16 protein-coding genes are annotated in these 20041 nt (G+C 57.1%); 7 read left to right on the top strand and 9 right to left on the bottom strand.

The features are described 5' to 3' along the window. The 6 genes from VEZ52_RS03315 to VEZ52_RS03290 form a co-directional block, all read left to right on the top strand. The coding region (locus VEZ52_RS03315; RefSeq protein WP_324835522.1) for an ABC transporter substrate-binding protein at positions 1 to 142 on the top strand (142 nt) is incomplete at its 5' end. Continuing rightward, positions 132 to 977, top strand: a complete 846-nt coding sequence (locus tag VEZ52_RS03310; RefSeq protein WP_324835521.1) for a VacJ family lipoprotein — start codon at positions 132 to 134, stop codon at positions 975 to 977. The genes VEZ52_RS03315 and VEZ52_RS03310, both read left to right, overlap by 11 nt. Before the next feature lie 844 nt (positions 978 to 1821). Next, positions 1822 to 2811 carry an ABC transporter ATP-binding protein gene (locus VEZ52_RS03305; RefSeq protein ID WP_324835520.1) on the top strand — a complete coding sequence of 330 codons (990 nt, stop codon included), beginning with the start codon at positions 1822 to 1824 and terminating at the stop codon, positions 2809 to 2811. A 416-nt stretch (positions 2812 to 3227) separates the two neighbouring features. Then, positions 3228 to 4985 (top strand): methyl-accepting chemotaxis protein, encoded by a 1758-nt coding sequence (locus VEZ52_RS03300; protein ID WP_324835519.1) that lies wholly within the window; start codon positions 3228 to 3230, stop codon positions 4983 to 4985. A gap of 226 nt (positions 4986 to 5211) precedes the next feature. After that, positions 5212 to 6969, top strand: a complete 1758-nt coding sequence (locus tag VEZ52_RS03295) for a methyl-accepting chemotaxis protein (protein ID WP_324835518.1) — start codon at positions 5212 to 5214, stop codon at positions 6967 to 6969. Positions 6970 to 7149: 180 nt separating this feature from the next. After that, positions 7150 to 8907, top strand: a complete 1758-nt coding sequence (locus VEZ52_RS03290; RefSeq protein ID WP_324835517.1) for a HAMP domain-containing methyl-accepting chemotaxis protein — start codon at positions 7150 to 7152, stop codon at positions 8905 to 8907. 79 nt (positions 8908 to 8986) lie between these two features. Here the strand turns inward: VEZ52_RS03290 and VEZ52_RS03285 are convergent, their stop codons facing one another. Beyond that, positions 8987 to 9994 carry a DMT family transporter gene (locus VEZ52_RS03285; protein WP_324835516.1) on the bottom strand — a complete coding sequence of 336 codons (1008 nt, stop codon included), beginning with the start codon at positions 9992 to 9994 and terminating at the stop codon, positions 8987 to 8989. Positions 9995 to 10067: 73 nt separating this feature from the next. On the opposite strand from VEZ52_RS03285, the gene VEZ52_RS03280 reads away from it, so the two are divergent. Further along, positions 10068 to 11555 carry a PLP-dependent aminotransferase family protein gene (locus VEZ52_RS03280; protein WP_324835515.1) on the top strand — a complete coding sequence of 496 codons (1488 nt, stop codon included), beginning with the start codon at positions 10068 to 10070 and terminating at the stop codon, positions 11553 to 11555. 119 nt (positions 11556 to 11674) lie between these two features. On the opposite strand, the gene VEZ52_RS03275 is transcribed toward VEZ52_RS03280, so the two are convergent. The 8 genes from VEZ52_RS03275 to VEZ52_RS03240 form a co-directional block, all read right to left on the bottom strand. Then, positions 11675 to 13474, bottom strand: a complete 1800-nt coding sequence (locus VEZ52_RS03275; RefSeq protein WP_324835514.1) for a methyl-accepting chemotaxis protein — start codon at positions 13472 to 13474, stop codon at positions 11675 to 11677. Positions 13475 to 14029: 555 nt separating this feature from the next. After that, positions 14030 to 15031, bottom strand: coding sequence for a ketol-acid reductoisomerase (gene ilvC / locus VEZ52_RS03270; RefSeq protein ID WP_324835513.1), 1002 nt, complete (start codon positions 15029 to 15031; stop codon positions 14030 to 14032). A 345-nt stretch (positions 15032 to 15376) separates the two neighbouring features. Then, a complete protein-coding gene (gene ilvN / locus VEZ52_RS03265) occupies positions 15377 to 15865 on the bottom strand; it encodes an acetolactate synthase small subunit (protein ID WP_022659634.1) in 489 nt (162 codons plus the stop codon). An 11-nt stretch (positions 15866 to 15876) separates the two neighbouring features. Continuing rightward, entirely contained in the window at positions 15877 to 17568 is a 1692-nt protein-coding gene (ilvB, locus tag VEZ52_RS03260; RefSeq protein ID WP_324835512.1) for a biosynthetic-type acetolactate synthase large subunit, read from the bottom strand. Between the two features lie 25 nt (positions 17569 to 17593). Continuing rightward, complete coding sequence (locus tag VEZ52_RS03255; RefSeq protein ID WP_324835511.1) at positions 17594 to 17821, bottom strand: DUF465 domain-containing protein; 228 nt, start codon at positions 17819 to 17821, stop codon at positions 17594 to 17596. Positions 17822 to 18032: 211 nt separating this feature from the next. Beyond that, positions 18033 to 18335 carry a YggT family protein gene (locus VEZ52_RS03250; RefSeq protein WP_298994872.1) on the bottom strand — a complete coding sequence of 101 codons (303 nt, stop codon included), beginning with the start codon at positions 18333 to 18335 and terminating at the stop codon, positions 18033 to 18035. 47 nt (positions 18336 to 18382) lie between these two features. After that, positions 18383 to 19075: an HAD family hydrolase gene (locus VEZ52_RS03245; RefSeq protein ID WP_324835510.1), complete on the bottom strand. Its 693-nt coding sequence runs from the start codon at positions 19073 to 19075 to the stop codon at positions 18383 to 18385. After that, positions 19072 to 20004, bottom strand: a complete 933-nt coding sequence (locus VEZ52_RS03240) for a hypothetical protein (RefSeq protein WP_324835509.1) — start codon at positions 20002 to 20004, stop codon at positions 19072 to 19074. The genes VEZ52_RS03245 and VEZ52_RS03240 overlap by 4 nt, the downstream gene beginning before the upstream one ends. Positions 20005 to 20041: the final 37 nt, after the last annotated feature.

Raw genomic sequence — 20041 nt, 5'->3', positions numbered from 1 at the left:
TGACGTGCTGATTGAAAATATCAGCCTGGTCAAAAACTATCGCACCCAGTTTCAGGACATTCTGAACACCGGCAGCCCTGACCAGCTTATTGCCAGGGTCAAGGCCAAGGCGCAGGAGGTCCGGCAGGGCAATGGCCAGTAGCTACACATCAACACTGTCGGGGCATCTCTATGTGCCCGGTTTTCTGCTGGCAGCACTGCTGTGCTTGTGGCATGCGCCAGCCAGTGCCGCCCCCAGTCAGGCGCCTGCGCCCTCCACTGTGTACGGCAAGGCGCCCCAGCTGCAGCCCGGGGCCATCACAGTAACGCCCTACGGGACCATGAATGCAGACAATACCCTGGACGACTACGACAACGAGCCGATCCAGAGTATTTCAGACCCCATTGAACCGTGGAACAGGTTCTGGTTCCATTTCAACGACATTTTCTTTCTCTACGTTGCCAAACCCGCCTACACGGCATGGGAAACAGTTACGCCGCACCAGTTGCGTTCAGGGTTGAAAAATTTCTTTTCCAACCTGCTGTTTCCTGTACGTTTTGTGAACAACATTCTGCAGTTCCGCTTTTTTGAAGCGGGGGTGGAATTTGGGCGTTTTGTCATCAATACCACTTCCAGCGCGGGCTTTGCCGATGTGGCAAAGGGACACAAAACCATTGTGCCCATTGATCCCACAGGTGAAGACTTTGGCCAGACGCTCGGACGCTGGGGCTTGGGGCATGGTTTCTACATTGTCTGGCCCATCATTGGGCCAAGCTCCGCGCGCGACACGGTTGGCCGCGCTGGCGATCTGTTTGCCGACCCGCTTTTCTACCTGCAACCCACGGAACTGGGCCTTGGCGTTGGCGGCGGCCTGCGGTTCAACGCTCTTGGCGATGTGCTGCCCCTGTATGAAGACCTGAACACCGTGGCTGTAGACCCCTACATTGCCATGCGTGAGGCCTATGTGAACTTCCGCAAGGCGCAGGTGTTGCACTAAGCCTTGCCCTGTAAGCCAGAATTCAAGCCCCCGGCGGAAACCATATAGTTTCTGCGCCGGGGGCTTTTTTGCTATTTGAGATTGTTTGGGCCGTCTGTGAGGCGCGGTTTCGGCTGAACTGTACGATACTATTTTTTTGCTGCCCTGCGGGCACGATGTTTTCGCCATCCGGCGAAGTTGGGACGCCTGTGCGGCGCGCAGCAAGGCGGGGCCGGTTATGGGGCTACGCCCCCTTCTCGGCCCCCCTTGCATCCCCCCCGAAGCACCCCCTTGAGTTTTCAGCTTCCACAAAACGGCGAGGGCAACGCGGCCATAGCTGCGGGAGCTTCCCTCACTCGCTGCGCTCGCTCAGGTGATCTCCCTCCGCGCCGCGTAAATGCCAGAGTACGCTTTTGCTTTGAATCTTAGTCCGTTTCAGCCAATAGTCTCAATTGACATTTACACTTGGACACCAACGCGTAACTCGCCCTCGCCCGCCATCAAAAGCTGGTCGTGGGGTCGCCTTCCTTATACTCGCCGGAGCGAATGCGAAGGCGATGGCAGGTGTTGGGCGAATTTGCAAAATACGCTTTTTGCGGTCTGAAAAGGAAGCGCCGGGATTTTGAGCGCAGCGTACTCAAGTACGTGAGCATCAAAATTTCGGTGCTGACGCATTCAGGACGTAAAAGTCGGGTTTGCGTAAATGGGCCTGACAGGCTCACCCACACCGCAAAAGAACTCCCCCTGCTTTGCCTTTTCTTTCGCTACCTCCCTGCCCGGCCTGCCCTCCATTGCCTTGTCACCTGACGCAGCGCCCCAGCCCGCAAGGCTTTTTTTTGCCAGCACCTTCTGGTAGGCTCTGCCCATGAACAAGCCTTCCACTCAAGCCCCCACCCCACTGCTGCAACTGGAAAACCTCTCTGTGACCTTTGCAACCGCAGACGGCCCGCTGCCCGCCGTGCACAGCGTAAACCTCTGCCTGCATGAGAGTGAAACAGTCTGCCTCGTTGGTGAATCCGGCTGCGGCAAAAGCCTCACGGCCAAAGCCATTTTGCAGCTCACCCCACCCAACGCGGTGCTTGAAGGGCGCATTCTGCTGCACGGTCAGAATCTGCTTGAGCTTTCAGAAAAAAAAATGCGCTCCGTGCGCGGTCGTCAGGTGGGCATGATCTTTCAGGAGCCCATGACCTCCCTCAACCCGGTGCTCAAAATTGGCGATCAGGTGGCGGAACCCTTGCGGCTGCATCAGGACATGTCCCGCTCCGAAGCCCGAGAGGCTGCCATAGAGCTGCTGACAGAAGTGGGCATTCCTGCGCCGCAGAGCCGCTATGACGATTACCCGCACCAGCTCTCGGGCGGCATGCGCCAGCGCGTCATGATCGCCATGGCTTTGTCGTGCAGACCTGCCCTGCTGCTGGCTGATGAACCCACCACTGCGCTGGATGCCACGATTCAGGGCCAGATTCTGCGCCTGCTTGCGGCCCGCTGCCGCGAGCGCCAAATGGCCGTGCTGCTGATTACCCACGATCTCGGCGTAGCCGCCCAAATGGCGGATACTGTTGGTGTCATGTACGCCGGGCGTCTGGTAGAATGCGCTCCGGCCCAGGAGCTGTTCGCCGACCCGCGCCATCCCTACACGCAGGGATTGCTGCACGCCGCGCCCAGCGCCCGCTCACGCGGCCTTGAACGCCTGCCAACCATACCGGGCTCGGTTCCATCCCTTGCCAACATGCCTGCGGGATGTCCCTTCCACCCCCGCTGCAAGTCAGCTCTTGCGCGTTGCGCCGCCGAAATGCCGCCCGCAGTCGCCAGCGGAGCGCACAGCACGGCCTGCTGGCTTGTCGGCCAGCCTTAAAGATGGCCCCTCGCGGGCAATCATCACGCTCAGCCATAGCAGTAGACCACCTTGCGCAGACATATTGCCTCTGCTATAAACTTATTTTCCAGTTCTCCGTAAATTCAGACAGTGGCTCTGCCCGGCTTGTTCCTGATGCCGCGCAATGCCGCATCTGATTGCTCCCCACATCGCGTTGCATCCCCCCTTCTGGCAACGCTTGGCAATCGGACTTCTGAATTGCGGCGTATCCAAGCATTCCGCCAGACTGTCAGTTTCTGGGCCTCCCCCCTACGGCCCACCAGAGCATTTCGTGGCGCGGATTTTCAGAATCCGCGTGAACAGACAAACTTGTTCAAGTTCATCTGCTCTATGCTGTCAACAGCGCTGCCCGAGGCAAACGGGGCAGTTTCAGCTGAACGTGGAGGATGCCTCACATGAAACTAGGCGCAAAACTTGTGCTCTCTTTCGGCAGTCTTATTGCCGTCATTCTGGTGTCTTCTGCCGTCACCATGCACAACGTGGGCGAAATGAACGGCAAGGTGCGCGAGATTGACGAGGCTTGGCTGCCTTCCGTCACTGCCATCCAGTCCATGAATGTGCAGCTCAATTCACTCCGCGCCGATCTTGCGTCAATAATGTCGCAAACCTACGCCGACGAGATACGCAAGTACGAAAAGAATCTTCAGGATTCCATGGACTCCATCCAGCGCGATCAGGCTGCCTATCTGCAACTTCGCAGTGCCACCCCCGGCCTGGACAGCGAGGAAGGCAAGGCCCTTATGGCCCGCATTGCCGACCTTGCGCAGCAGGAGAGCAAGGCGCGCGAAGGCATCATCAAGGGGGTGCTGGACGGACGGCGCGGCGTCGCAAACGTGGCCTTTGACAAAAAATACCGCCCTGTGTTTCAGGAACTTGGCGAAACCTATGGCAAAGTCGTGCATATGAACGTCACGGGCAGCAAGGCTGCGGCCCAAAGCGCCACTGATGCAGGGCAAAAAACCCGCAACATGTCCATTGCCATCACTCTGGCTGCTGTTATCATCAGCATCTGCATTACCTGGATGCTCACACGCTCTGTTGGGAGGCAACTGGGCAAAGACCCCGGCGAACTGGCCGTCATAGCCCGCCGTGTTGCCAACGGCGATTACGATATTGACGATGGCAGCGCCAAAACCGGCGTGTATGCGGATATGGTTTCCATGGCGCAGACGCTTAAGGAAAACATGGCAAAGGCGCATCAGGAATCGGAAAACGCCAGGCAAAGCGCCCAGCGGGCAGAAGAAGCCCTGCGGCAGGCGGAGGCGGCAGGCGTTGAAGCTCAGCGCAAGGCCGAAGCCATGAGCGCAGCTTCTGAGGGTCTTCAGCAGGTTGCGCAGGTGGTGAGCGATGCTTCAACGCGCCTGGCTGCGCACATTGAGCAGTCTGACAAGGGCGCATGCGAAACGTCGCTCAGACTGACGGAGGCCGCCAGCGCCATTCAGCAGATGAACAAAACCGTGCATCAGGTGGCGCAGAACGCCGCAGCCGCCAATGCCGCTTCGCTCGAAACCCGCCAAAAAGCCGAGCAAGGCGCTGAAATCGTCAAGCGCTCCCTGCACAGCATCAGCGAGGTGCACCATGTTTCGCTGGCGACCAAGAACGATATGACGCAGCTTCGGGAACATACGCAAAACATCAACCGCATCATGAACGTTATTTCGGATATTGCCGACCAGACCAACCTGCTTGCCCTTAATGCCGCCATTGAAGCTGCCCGCGCGGGCGATGCCGGGCGCGGCTTTGCCGTGGTAGCTGATGAGGTGCGCAAGCTGGCGGAAAAAACAATGGCTTCCACACATGACGTGGCCAACGCCATCACGGCCATTCAGGAAAGTGCCGCAAAAAGCATGGATTCTGTGGACAACGTTGCCCTTCAGATTGAGCAGGCCAACGATTTTGCCCAGCAATCCGGGCAAGCGCTGACAGATATCGTTGTGATGGTGGAATCCACCTCTGACCAGGTTACCGCAATCTCTTCTGCCAGCGAGGAGCAGTCCGCCGCCAGTGATCAGGTCACAAACGTTATTGACCAGATCAACGGCATGTCTCGGCAGACAGCCTCTGCCATGCGTGCAGCCACTGAGGCTGTGGAAGACCTTGCGGCCCAGGCCAATGGGCTTTCTGGTCTTATTGCGCAGATGCGCGCCCAGTAGTTTTTTCAGGGCAACTGCCTGCTGCAACACATGTTGCAAAAACGCCGACCTCCGGGTCGGCGTTTTTGTTTATGCGCAGGGATAATAATATGAATCTAACAACAAAACCTGCCGGAGATGTTCCCAATGCAACATGCACTGTCACAAAATCCCCATATAATTCTTTGAATTTGACCAGCCGCCATTGTGTATAGCATGCAACACCACCAGTGGGAGATCATCTGCCATGAGCCTGAGAGTACGTCTGATTCTGTCTTTCGGAAGTATACTTATCGTAATGTTGATCACGTCCGGCCTGACCATCAGAAATCTCACCTGCATGAATGACGAAATCGAATCCATAGACAGCACATGGATCCCTGTGGCCACATCCATCCAGAACACCTATGCCTTACTGTTTTCTGCCAGAGGGGATCTTTCGGCCATCACAACGCTGCACGACCCCAAGGAGGTAGAAAACTACAATGTGCATATGACGGTGCTGCTGCGGCGCATAGGCGACAGTCAAAAGATTTTTGCCATTGCCCTTGAAAACATGCCGCAGTCAGACCGCAAACAGGCCATTCTGGACATAACAGCCCAGATAGAAGCGCAATCAGGCCAATTTGCAACCATGCGCAAAGACCTGCTTACGTTTATCCGGGCCGGAAAAAATGAAGAAGCCGCCCAGTTGCTTGCCAACAGCCGCACTCCCTTTCTCAGGCTGGCTGACCTCTATGAACAGATTGTCAGCCTGAGCAATGAAGGCGCAAACCTTGCCATTACAAGGGCCCGCGGCGTCAGCGAACAATCAATTATTTTTTCATCGGGATTATCTCTGGTTGCTGTACTTATTGGCATAACTGTCATTCTGCTTTTGCTCAGGGTAATCCACAGGCAGCTTGGCGAAGACCCCGGAGAACTGGACAACATAGCCAGACGCGTAGCCCAGGGGGACTATGACCTTGACAACGATACTGAAAAGCGCGGCGTCTACGCCTCAATCATTGCCATGGTGCAGGCGCTAAAAATCCACATTGAAAGCGCCCAGCGCGAATCGCTGGCAGCGCGGGAACAATCCGACAGGGCAACAGAAGCCCTGCGCCAGACAAAAGCCGCCAATACCGAAGCCCAAAACAAGAGCGAAGCTCTGAAGGTGGCCGCCGCAAAACTTCAGGACGTAACTCATGTTGTGAGCGAGTCTACCGCGCGCCTGGCCGCGCAAATCGAGCAGTCGGACAAAGGTACGCATGAAACTACGGGCAGGTTGAGCGAGGCGGCTTCTGCCATGCAGCAGATGAATGCCACAGTGCAGGAAGTGGCGCGCAACGCGTCCATTGCCTCGCAGGCCTCCACTGAAACCCGCGCCAAGGCAGAAAATGGCTCAGAAATCGTCAAGCGTTCACTGCGCAGTATTGATCAGGTACACAAGGCGTCTATGACGCTCAAGGATGATATGGCTCAACTGCGGGAACACACGCAGGACATCAACCGCATCATGGGTGTTATTTCAGACATAGCTGACCAGACCAATCTGCTGGCGCTCAATGCCGCCATTGAAGCCGCCCGCGCGGGAGAGGCGGGGCGAGGATTTGCCGTGGTTGCTGATGAAGTACGCAAGCTGGCGGAAAAAACAATGGCCTCCACCCAAGACGTTGCCAGCGCCATTGAGGCAATCCAGTCCAGCGCCGCCCAGAGCATGGATTCTGTGGACAGGGCTGCAAAACAGATTGAAGAAGCCAACATCTATGCCAGCCAGTCTGGTGCGGCGCTGGCCGACATTGTTGCTACGGTCGAGAGCACTGCCGATCAGGTCAATGCCATTGCTGCCGCCAGCGAGCAGCAGTCTGCCACCAGTGATGAAGTGAGCGGCGCTATCACGCAGATCAGCGAGATGGCGCGCCAAACGTCCGAAGCCATGAGCGAGGCGGCTAAGGCCATAACCAACCTCTCTGCCCAGGCCAGCAACCTCATGCAATTGGTAGAGGCCATGAACCACGATTGATCCCGGGCTACGACGGCATCCCTCACAGACTGCATGGCACGTACAAAGCGGTGGTTCAGAAAAACCACCGCTTTGTTGTATATTTTTTCCTTCATGCCACTGAAAAAATTTAGCACGCTCTTTGCATAAGTTATACATTCATCGCAAGTGTCTGTAGCACAACCCCAGGAGGGAAAGCCTATGCGACTGATTGTAAAACTTGGACTATCATTCTTTTTTATTACACTTGTTCTGCTTGCGATGAGTGGCATGTCGATCAAAAATATTTCTGCAATGAATAAAAGATTCATTGAAATAGATACATCTTTGCTCCCATCCCTCATAGAACTTCAGGAAATGCATCTGAAATTCTGGATTATTCGCTCTGACGTATTGGCGCTTATTTCACAAACATCGCCCACAGAGATCGAACGCTATTCCTCCAACATCACCAGCACGATGGATTCCATCCGGGAAAATCACGACAGATATTTTGCCATTGTGGGTGAATCAGAAGGCCAGCAACATGTTGCGGCAAAGGAACTGATAGAAAAGATTGATGCAATTTCTCGCAAACTCAACACAGTACGCAAAGAAATCCTTGCATTTGTGCAATGTGAAGAACGTGGAGAAGCAATAAACATATTTGAAAAAAAATACACACCATTATTCAAAAGCCTTGAGCCACTCTATAAAGAACTGATGGCCCTTACCAAGTCAGACAGCAAACAGGTGTCTTCAGAGGCAGTTGCCACAGGCGAAAGCGCAGTTAAAGGCGCATATGCGCTCAGTGCTGCCGCCGTATTTTTCAGCATCATCGTTTCTCTTGTACTTTCACGTTCCATAAAGCATCAACTTGGCAAAGACCCCGGCGAACTCCAGGCTGTGGCAAGCCGTGTTGCCGCCGGAGACTACGACATTCACGACGCAAATAGCGACAGCGTTGGCGTGTACGCTTCCATAGTCGCCATGGTGCAGGCGCTGAAAACCCACATTGAAAGCGCCCAGCGTGAATCACTGGTGGCGCGGGAGCAATCCGCCAAGGCAACCGAAGCCCTGCGCCAGACGGAAGCCGCCAATATCGAGGCCCAGAGCAAAAGCGAAGCCCTGCGGATGGCCGCCGCCAGACTTCAGGAGGTGGCCCGGATCGTGAGTGCAGCCACCGCGCGGCTGGCCGCGCAGATCGAACAGTCAGACAAGGGCGCGCAAGAGACCTCGGGCAGACTGGGCGAGGCGGCCTCTGCCATGCAGCAGATGAATGCCACAGTGCAGGAAGTGGCGCGCAACGCGTCCGTTGCCTCGCAGGCCTCCACAGAAACCCGGGCCAAGGCGGAAAACGGCTCAGAAATCGTCAAGCGATCGCTGCGCAGCATTGATCTGGTACATCAGGCATCCATGACGCTCAAGGATGACATGGCCCAACTGCACGGGCACACCCAAGATATCAACCGCATCATGGGCGTTATTTCAGACATAGCCGACCAGACCAATCTGCTCGCCCTCAACGCCGCCATCGAGGCAGCCAGGGCGGGCGACGCCGGGCGGGGCTTTGCCGTGGTGGCGGATGAAGTGCGCAAACTGGCGGAAAAAACAATGGCCTCCACCCATGACGTTGCCAACGCCATTGAGGCTATCCAGTCCAGCGCCACCCAGAGCATGGACTCTGTGGACAAGGCCGCACGGCAGATTGAAGAAGCCAACACCTATGCCAGCCAGTCTGGTGCGGCCCTGACCGATATTGTGGCCACGGTTGAGGGCACGGCGGATCAGGTCAATGCCATTGCCGCCGCAAGCGAGCAGCAGTCTGCCGCCAGCGATGAAGTAAGCCGCGCCATAACCCAGATAAGCGAAATGTCGCGCCAGACCTCTGCCGCCATGCGCGAAGCGGCGGATGCCGTGGCCGAGCTGGCAGGGCAGACCCAAAATCTTATGGATCTCATGTCCAGCATGCAGCAGTAGCACAAAAGGAAGGGGCTGTTCCGTCAGGGCAATGCGTGTCTCTGCCGGAACAGCCCCCACAGGCCCGAAATTTTTTTGTCTACGGCTCTTCCGCCACGGCAGGCTTGCACCGCCTGCCCAGCCAACGGGCGATCACAGGGGGCAGCCAGCCAGCGGCCTTTTGCCCGGCTCCGACAGCGTCATCCTTGCTTGGCGTGTACTGCCTTTTGACAATATAGACGCCCACCAGCACCACCCCTATGCCCATAACTTCCAACCCAGACAATTTCTCTGAAAATACGGCCCACGAGTACACAGCTGCAATGGCAGGCTGGCAAAGGCATATCACCGAAGAAAGATTGACGCTGAGCTTGCCCTGACAATGCGTGAGCATGTTATGCCCAATCACCTGCACGCAGAGCGTAAGCGCCAGTATGGGCCACAGATCGTCCCAGCTTCGCGGAATCTGCAAACCCTCCACAGCCCACGAGGCAAAGAACAGGCCCACAAGTCCGCCAACGGCACTGCCAAGCATGATGACGCTGCTCTCCATCCTGTCGCGCAGGCGGTAGGCAATAAGCAGAAATCCCGCGTAAAAAAAGGCCGCAGCCAATGCCAGAAAATCACCAAAATAGTTGCCCGGCACAGGGCTGGCCTTGCCCCCCACCAAAAGCACCACCCCGGCAAGAGTAACAGCCGCGCCGGGAATGAACAGCCTCGGCAGCCGCTCGTGAAACAGAAAATATGAGACCGGGATAACCGTGAACGGCGTCAGATTGGTGAGCAGGTTGGCATTGGCAACAGTTGTGTAGCTGAATGCTGTGTTCCACAGGGCCACATCGCCCGCCAGAAACAGGCCGGATAACAGCAGCAAGACAACATCCCTGCCGCTGAGCCGCCCTAGCCTGCCATAGGCCAGCGGCCAGAGCAGCGGGATGGAAAACAACATGCGGTACATCCCCGTATTGATGGGCGACAGACCGCTCTGCCGCACAAATATGCCCCCTGTGGCCAAAAAGGCCACTGCCAGCACCGCCAGCAGAACATATCTTGTGCCGTTCCCCCGCCGCATTCCGCCCTGCGGCGCTGTATCGCCTTGCGTGGACATGGAGCCTCCCATCCTTTTGTTGTGTTTGTTGCCCCCTTTGATACAGTGGACATGGCACCATCAAAAGTGCCACATGACACATATTTTATGGTGCCACCTGGGGGCGGACATGATCAGCACGGGCAAGGACGGCTCCGGGCCGCTGTATTTGCAGATATACAACCAGTTGAAGCAGGATATTGCCTGCGGCGCGCTCGCAGAAGGCACGGTTCTGACCGGCAGCAGGATGCTGGCATCCATGCTGGGGGTCAGCCGCAATACTGTGGACAATGCCTATAGTCAACTGGTGGCGGAGGGCTACATAGCCGCCCGCAGGGGTGTGGGCTTTGTGGTGCAGCACGTCCCCAGCATTGACGCCCCAGCCACGCCATCCGGCCACACCGCGCCGCAGACGGCGCAGCGCCCCGCGCGGTCTGAAACATGCGCGCAAAGGCAAACGCTGGCGCACGGGCAGCCTGCGGTTTACGACCTGACAAACAGCAGCCACACGGTTGATCTTTTTCCTAAAAGCCTCTGGAAGAAATACACTTTTGAATGCCTTGAGATGCTGGAGAGAGAAGAAAAAATTTCTGCCTTGCAGGTCATGCAGGGCGAACCCTACCTGCGCAAAAACCTGCTGGCCTACCTCAAGCGCATTCGCGGCGTGAACTGCACGGAAAACCAGATCGTCATCACCTGCGGCTTGCAGCAGTCTCTGGAATATCTGTGTAAAATAGCAGCCCGGCGGGGGCAGAAAATTCTTATGGAAGAACCCGGCTTCAACAAGGCAGCCGCTGTGTTCCGCAACAACCACCTGCCCATCGAGACCGTGTCCGTGGACGAAAACGGCCTGAAAGTGGCCGACCTGCCCCACAGGCCACAGGCCTTTGCCATCTATACCACGCCGTCTCACCAGTTCCCCACCGGGGTCACGCTCCCCATCGGGCGCAGACATGCCTTGCTGCAATGGGCGCAGAGCAACAATGTTTACGTGCTTGAAGACGACTTTGACAGCGAGATGCGCTACTACTCCAAGCCCATTCCCTCGCTGCAATCCATCGATACAGAAGCGCGGGTCATCTATCTTGGCACATTTTCCAAGGGCATATCACCTTCCATCCGCATGGGATACATGATTCTGCCGCCGCAGCTTGCCGTTGCCTTTCACGAAATGTTTGACGAATACAACAGCACCGTCCCCGTACTGAACCAGTATATCATTGGCCGCCTGCTCGAAACCGGCCAGTACGACAGGCACATCCGCCGTCTGAGCCATGTGTTCAAAAACCGCCTCGAGCTGTTCATCCAGGAATTTTCCCGTCTGGGATCGGGCCTGCGCATTACAGGCAACGGCACGGGCCAGTATTTTCTTTTGCGCTTTTCTGCCGGAACAGACCAGAATCAGCTTATAAAAAAAGCCCTGGATCAGGGGGTGCGTGTCTACCCCACCATGCAATTCTGGCAGGACAAGGCCGAGTGCCCGCCGGACACGCTGTTTCTGGGTTTTGGCAAAATTCGCCTTGAGGAGATACCCGATTGCGTGACGCGCCTCAAAACTGCCTGGGCGGAATGGCTTCACTGAGCCAGAATCCTCGGAGCATCCAGGCAAAAAGGGCCACTGCACGGCTTTGCACCGCACAGAGGCCCTTCAGTATTACAAAAATGCAGCCAGTTGAACTAAAGAATTATTTGAGGCAGTCCCTAATTTTTCATGTCCACAATCAGCTCGGCAAGCCCCCTGGTCTGAACTGCCAGATCAGCCACGGCCTTTTGGGCTTCGTCCATGGCTTCCGCCGTCTGGTGCGCAACCTGGGTGGCGTCGTCAATTGAATGGTTGATTTCTTCGCTGGCGGCAGACTGCTGCCCGCTGGCCTCGGCAATGGCGTTCACCTGGCTGGCGGTGGCTTCCACGGTAGCCACAATTTCCTCCAGAGCCTTGCCCGACTGATTGGCAAAATCCGTGGCCTGCTCCACCTGTTCAACAGCATTATCCATGTCCGAAACGCTCTTGGACGTGCTTTCCTGAATGGCCTTAATGGCGTTGCCCACATCCTGGGTTGAGGCGAGGGTTTTTTCCGCCAGTTTGCGCACTTCATCAGCCACTACGGCAAAGCCGCGTCCGGCATCGCCCGCCCGGGCAGCTTCGATGGCGGCATTGAGCGCAAGCAGGTTGGTCTGATCCGCGATATCGGAAATAACGCCCATGATGCGCGTAATGGCCTGCGAATGGTCATTGAGTTCGGCCATGCCATCCCTGAGCCGCAACGAGACTTCGTGGACATGACCAATGCTCTGCACGGCCTTTTCCACAATGCCCGCGCCACTCAGGGCGCGCTCACGGGTCTGGCTGGCCGCGTCTGATGCGGTTGCGGCGCTGAGCGCCACCTCCTGCACGCTGGCGTTCATCTGGTTCATGGCCGTTGCGGCCTCTGCAAGCATCTGGGCGGAATGCACGGCCCCTTTGTCCGACTGTTCTATCTGGGCTGAAAGCTGGGTTGAGGCGGTGCTTACGGCCTGGGCAACCTGTTCCAGCCTTTCCGCGGCCTTAAGCATGGCGGCGGTTTTGTCCTTTGCCTTGCGCTCGGCCTCAAGAGCCTCTGTTTGCGCCTGCTGGGCTTCACTGGCGGCCTTGCCGGCAAGACGGCTCTGCTCTTCAGCCTGACCGATAAATTCCTTGAGCTTTACAACCATTGCGCTCAAGGCCTGTTGCAGGGTTGCCACTTCATCGCGCCCAGTTGTTTCAAATTCTTCATCAAGGTTGCCCTGCGCCACGGCGCGGGCATGCCGGGTTATGCCAGCCAGGGGCCGGGTTATGGAAACGACCATGACATAGGAAAGCGGGCAGACCACCAGAAGCAGTATCGCCAGAAAACCACCGCCATAGACAGCCAGCTTGCTGTGCAGGATGGAGCGCATGGTGGTGATGAGACGGCTTTCGGCTTTGTCCACATTGTCGATATACACGCCCGTGCCAATCCAGAAGGGCGTGCCCGATATAGCTTCCGCATAGCCCAGCTTGAACACGTCGCCAGAGCCGGGCTTGGGAAACACAAAATCCACAAAGCCGCCGCCGCGCTGTGCTGCCTTGTACAGTTCGCTGACATAGTGAACGCCCCGGCTGTCGGCGGTTGACGCCAGATCCTTGCCGATCAGCTGCTTCTGCAAGGGGTGGGCCGCACTGACCGTGCCCTTGTACACATAAAAATAGCCTGAACTGTCGTCCTCAAACCGGGCGCTGTCCACATACTGCGCAATGATGCGCAACTGCTCGGCCTCGGCCAGACCTTGCGACATGGCCGCCAGACCAAGCGCCTGAGAGTGCGTGATATCCTTGATGCGCGCCCTTTGGGAGTCGAGCAGCATTTCCTTGGCAAGTGCTGTGCCGTCAGCAATGACGCCTTCCGTCATGCGCACGGACAGGCCCGCAATGGCAATAATCAGGGCGATCATGAGGATGACAAAAAAGACAATCCGCTGACTGATGCTGAAATTTCTGAGCACGTCTTAATCTCCTGAAAAATCAAGGTGCAGCCCGACACGCCGAAAAGCCGCACCTACTCCCCTGCGCAGGCGCGCGCTGTTGCAGCGGGCGCGGAGCGCAAAAAAGAACAGCGCGGACACAATGCCAGGGCAGGTCATACCAGTGGAACTGACTGCGTAAATGGGCGGTCGCAAGGCAAAGGCGGGAAGCAATGCACACATGATAAAACCAAAAGCGGAAAGGCCATGCCCGTAAAATACGGCACACCGATGCAGCCCGCAGGATGCTCCGGCGCATGGAAGACAACAACCTTATATACAAGCTGTATGGCCTGATTGTGGCAAACAGTAACTATTTTTGCAACATATAGAAGCCGATAAATTTGACTGTTTTACTTGGATATCAACGACTGCCAGCCTGAAATACTTGCGGCTGCGCCAGAATCCACTACAGGATGGCCCCTTGAAGACCATCGTCTTTATGATTTTCAGCAGACATAAAAATTGGGGCTTCTCGCGAAAATACCGCGAAAAGCCCCAACAAAACGCTTTCAGCCTGCGGCTGAAACAGCGGAACTAGTCTTTCTTGTCCTTCTTGAGCCAGGACATCATGCCGCGCAGTTCCTTGCCCACCTTTTCAATCTGGTGTTCAGATTCGTTGCGGCGGGTGGTGAGGAACATGGGGTACTTGGCGCGGGCTTCAAGGATGAAGTTGCGCGCAAACACGCCGCTCTGGATGTCCTTGAGCACGCCCTTCATTTCCTTTTTCACCGTTTCGGTGATCAGGCGGGGGCCGGTGACGTAGTCGCCGTATTCAGCGGTGTTGCTGATGGAGTAACGCATGCGGGAAAGGCCGCCCTCGTACATGAGGTCAACGATGAGCTTCATTTCGTGCATGCATTCAAAGTAGGCCATTTCAGGCTGATAACCGGCTTCCACCAGGGTTTCAAAACCGGCCTTGATGAGGGCGGAAACGCCGCCGCAAAGCACGGCCTGTTCGCCGAAGAGGTCGGTTTCCGTTTCTTCACGGAAGGAGGTTTCAATAACGCCGGAGCGGGCGCCGCCGATGCCCTTGGCATAGGCCAGGGCAATCTTGAGGGCTTCGCCGGTGGCGTCCTGATGAATGGCCACGAGGCAGGGCACGCCGCCGCCTTCGGTGAAGGTGCGGCGCACCAGATGGCCGGGGCCCTTGGGGGCGATGAGGAACACGTCCACATCCTTGGGCGGCTGGATCTGGCTGAAATGGATGTTGAAGCCGTGGGCGAACAACAGGGCCTTGCCCTTGGTCAGGTGGGGCTTCACGTCGTTTTCGTACACGGAGGCCTGCACTTCGTCAGGCAGCAGAATCATGATCAGGTCGGCCTGAGCGGCGGCCTCGGAAGCGGACACGGGGGTAAAGCCGTGTTCTTTGGCCAACTCGTAGTTGGCGCCGCCGGGGCGCTGACCCACCACAACCTTGACGCCGGAATCACGCAGATTCTGGGCATGGGCATGGCCCTGACTGCCATAACCGATGATGGCCACGGTCTTGTTTTTCAAACAATTAAGGTCTGCATCCTGATCGTAATAAACTTTCATCTGAACATCCTCTGAGATCACTCACGGTTAGACAAAAAAATACATTCCTTCCCGCCCTTGCGGCAAGGACAGAGGGGGGCCGACTGGATACGGCGGGCAAGGCCGCCTGTGGGACGTTTTGCCAATGACCCGGGCTGGTTTGAATGGATATACTCCCCACCCCGACCTCATGCGCGCTGTCAAGGAGACCTTGTGGGCCATTGACACGCTCACGGGCTGAACGCTCCTGTAATCTCGCGGCACAGGGCCGCGCGACCGGATTCGTTACGCGCGGGGGCAGCCACGCCTCGTGGGTGTTTTGTGCCAAACACCCCGGCAAAAGGCCGCTCTTCGCGTCCCGGAACCCTAATCCGTTTTCTTGGAACGACGCATGGCAACTGCGCCTGTGCGCGCCAGTTCCTTGATTCCAAACCGCTGCAGCAGGCTGATGATGGCGTCCAGCTTGTTCTGGTCGCCAGTGGCCTCAATGGTCATTTCATTGGGGCTTACATCAACCACCTTGCAGCGGAATATTTCAACAGTTCGCAGAATTTCGCCCCGCATGGGGCCTTCTGCCTGCACCTTAACAAATATCATTTCACGTGCCACAGCGGGAATATCCGCAAAATCCACTACCTTGATGACCGAAACAATCTTGTGGAGCTGCTTCATGATCTGCTCCAGAATAAGACTGTCGCCATCGGTGGTGATGGTCATGTGCGAAACGCCCTCTTCCAGAGCCGGGGCCACATTGAGGGAATGAATATTGAAGCCGCGCCCGCTGAACAGGCCAGCCACGCGGGAAAGCACGCCGGGTTCGTTTTCCACCAGCACGGAAAGCACATGTCGTTGCATAGCCATCTCCCTTACACCAGCAACATTTCATCAAGCGCCGCACCGGCGGGCACGATGGGGTACACGTTTTCTTCGCGCTCTACTACCACGTCAATGAAGGCAGGGTTGGGCGAAGCAAGGGCCTTTTCAAGTATGGCCCGCATGTCCTCAGCCTTTTCAATGCGATAACCCTCGGCCCCGTAGGCCTCGGCCAGCTTCACAAAGTCGGGCTGGGCTTCCATGTTGGTGGAACTGTAGTTGTTGTTGTAAAAGAGCTCCTGCCACTGGCGCACCATGCCCAGATAGCGGTTGTTCAGAATGACGACCTTGATAGGCAGCTTGTTGGCCACCACGGTTGCCAGCTCCTGAATATTCATTTGCAGCGAGGCATCGCCTGCCACGGCAATGACCTTTTTATCCGGAAAGGCAAACTGCGCCCCCACCGAAGCGGGAAAGCCGTAGCCCATGGTGCCGAGGCCCCCGCTGGTCAGCAGGGTGCGCGGCTTGGTGAACGAATAGAACTGGGCCACCCACATCTGGTGCTGGCCCACCTCGGTGGCGATGATGGCATCGCCGCCGGTGATGTCGTAAAGAGCCTCAATGACCGACTGCGGCTTGATGTTGCCGTTGCACTGGTAGCACAGGGGCTTGCTTGCCTTCCACTCGGCCACGGCTGCAATCCAGGCGGCATGTTCGCCAGCCCAGTCCTTGTTTTCCAGCTTGGCCTCGCAGATTTCGTCAATGCCCTCCAGCGCCAGGCGGCAGTCGCCCACCACAGGCACATGCACCTCCACATTCTTGCGAATGGATGTAGGGTCAATGTCGATATGCACGATGCGGGCCTTGGGCGCAAAGGCCGCCAGCTTGCCGGTGACGCGGTCGTCAAAGCGCGCGCCCACGCACATCAGCACATCGCAGTTATTGATGGCAAGGTTGGCCGCGTATGTGCCGTGCATACCCACCATGCCCAGCCACAGGGGGTCTGTGGCCGGAAAAGACCCAAGCCCCATGAGGGTGCAGGTAACAGGAATATTCAGCTTGCGCGCAAGCCCGGTGAGGGCCTCCGCCCCATTGGACAGAATAACCCCGCCGCCCGCCAGAATCACCGGGCGCTCGGCCTTTGCCAGTTCTTCCACCGAGCGGCGCAACTGGTTCAGGTTGGGCTTGTACGTGGGGTTGTAGCTGCGCATGTAGACGTCTTCAGGCCAGACAAACTCCGCCCGCTTCTGCATGACGTCCTTGGGCAGGTCCACCAGCACCGGGCCGGGGCGGCCCGAACGTGCAAGGTAAAAGGCCTGACGGATGGTAAGCGCCAGTTTAGTGATATCCTTGACCAAAAAATTATGTTTGGTGCAGGGCCGGGTGATGCCCACGATATCCACTTCCTGAAAGGCATCGTTGCCGATCAGCTGGGTGGGCACCTGCCCGGTGAACACCACCAGAGGAATGGAATCAGAGTAGGCTGTGGCTATGCCCGTGACCGTATTGGTAGCTCCAGGCCCCGAGGTGACCAGGCATACGCCGGTCTTGCCCGAGGCACGGGCATAGCCGTCAGCCGCGTGCACAGCTCCTTGCTCGTGCCGTACCAGCACATGGCGTAGCTCGGGATGTCGCGGTAGTTCATCATAAATATCAATGACCGCACCGCCCGGATAACCGAACAGCACATCCACGCCCTCTCGCTTCATGGACTCAAGGAGAATCTGCGCACCAGTACATTCCATGTCCGACTCCTTAAAAAAAGCCCGGCTATCCTTGTTTCTTCAGACGATCAAGAACGGCCATGAGCTGGGTTTTTCCTTCGAGCTTCTGCTTTTTCAATTGCTTGAGCGTCTGCTCTTCAGTGGGCGAGCGGAAGACCTTGCCTTCGAGCTTTTCCACCTGTTTTTCGTAGAGCACGTGATCTTCCCAAAGGGATTTCAGCTCCGGATCAGTGGCAGCGTACTTTTCCAGCAGTTCCAGTTCTTGCTGATCCATAAGAAATCTCCATTGTTAGATGTTCATAGGCTGTTGCCTGCGCATCAACTGAGGCTTTTGCTCAAGGGGATCAGCCCGCCTGTGCCGCTGCGCCGATGTGGCTTTGTGCAGCGCGGCTACAAGGTATATGGGCTTATTCTCCTGGCGCGGATTCTCAGATATCCGCATGGAGCATGTGTAAAAAATTAGTCCTCCGGCGGCGCTGGTTCTTTTAATGAAGCGTCATCGCGTACTGAGCCAGCGAGGCAATGACAATCCGGTTAAACAGCTCAATGGCCAGCAGCACCACCACGGGCGAAAAATCCATGCCGCTTGAATAGGTAAACGGCAACCATTTGCGCACACGGTAAAACACAGGCTCCGTAAGGGTGCGCAGGGTGCGCACAATAGGATTATACGGATCGGGGCGCACCCACGTGAGCACAGCCGCGATAATGACAATCCAGAAATACAGACTAAGCAGAGACCCGAGCACCAGGGCAATAGCGCTCATGGTATTGGCAACAACAATCATGCGCCCTCCAGCGTGGCTTTCTTTTATATTCGCAACGGGTTCAGGCCTTACAGGCCGGAAACAGGCGGCAGCACTGCGGCCAGCGCATTGTGCAGACCGGGGTAATCCGCCGCCGTAATCTCTCCCCGTAACGGGCCGCCATTAAATGCGGCAAATATCACGCCCGCCCCCCGGGCTGCCTCCTTGTCGTGCTCGCTGTCGCCAACAAAAAGCACATGCTGCGGAGGGCATTGCCACGCGGCGCATATGTGCCGCGTACCCTCGGGCGAAGGCTTGGGTGCGGCTGTATCCGCCGCGACCACAGGATTAAAATAGGAGGGCAGGGAAAAAATGTCCAGAACCGTTTGTATTCCATCGAGCTTTCGATTGGTGTGCACGGCCATGCGCACCCCCCTGCTCCGCAGATTGCCGATAAAGTCCATAAAACCGGGCTGTAAGCGCAGCATGGGGACGATATCGCGCTGGTAAATAACCTCGTGGCGGATAACATGGTCGATCTGCCCGTGCAGAGATGGCGGCACAATATGCAGCAAAGCCTGACGCGACGTAGCCATGAAACAGTAGTTTTCCTGTTCCATGGTCATGGGCGGCAGGCCAAACCAGGCGAGAACACGATTATAAAAAATATTGTTCGCCTCGCGCGAATCAATCATCACGCCGTCGCAGTCAAAGATCACGCCAGCAATGCCGTGAGGGAACAAGCCTTGCGCGGTGAGCTGCTGCGCCTGCTGGCTGCTCATGCTCCGGCCCTCCAGGTGATCCACACCCGCTCGGCATCAAGCGGGGGCTGCCCTGTGGGGCGGGTATGCCCAAGCAGTTTCCAGCCCGGGGCGCGGGTTTCTACCGCCATGGGCAGAGGCGAACCAGCGGGGGCTGAGTCAGACGCTGCGCCATGCGCGCCAATCAGAGCCTGACGGTCTGGAGCGGGGTCAAAAGTCAGAAGGTCCAACACGTCTTCACGCATGTCCCCTTCAATAATAATAGGCGCATGGAGCGGCACAAAATAGAGCGCGTTGGCCACCACCAGCCGCCACGGCGGCACTAACCCGGCATCTAGGGCTATGGGCGAACCCAGGCGCACCAGATCACCCGTAAGCGCATCCGGCGTCATCCCGGCAAGGTCGTCATCAGGGTCAACACCCAGAGAGGCTGTCAGACTGCCTGCATTTTGGGCAAAATTCGCTGTCAGCTCCGCCAGATCAGCCAGGCTTTCCTCCTGCTGCCAGACCCAGAGCAGGGTCTTCTGGGCCTGCGTGCGCGCAAGCAGCTCCTTGCGGGCCGCTTCTGCCGCCAGAGCGGCTGCGGCATCGCCATCAGATTTTTCAAGGCCGGAGAGCAGGGCCATTTCTGAGCTGCGGCGTGCGGCGCGCGCGTTGCCAGCGGCGGCAGCGCCTACTGGCAGGCCAGAAAGGGCCGCATCGCCCATCTGTTGCAGATCGCCAAGGCAGGCCACGGCCTCGCGGGGTGAAAAGGGATAGGTATCCGGGCAAAAAAAACCTTCGGCAGGCGCATCAGGCAGACCGGGCCACAGGCGCAAAGCGCCAGCCCAGTGTGGGTCTGATCCTTTTCCGGCGGCAGAGGCCTGGCCGGACTGAGCGGACGCTTCAAAAGCGTGCAAAGGCAGTGGGCCGCGAAGCAATGGCAAAAGAATGGGGAAACTTTCTGTCATCATACTTCCTTTTGAGTCCTTAAGCATAGCCAGAGGA

The sequence above is a fragment of the Desulfovibrio sp. genome, from assembly GCF_035644575.1.
Classification (GTDB): domain Bacteria; phylum Desulfobacterota; class Desulfovibrionia; order Desulfovibrionales; family Desulfovibrionaceae; genus Desulfovibrio.
This window is presented reverse-complemented; position numbering and strand designations above follow the sequence as displayed.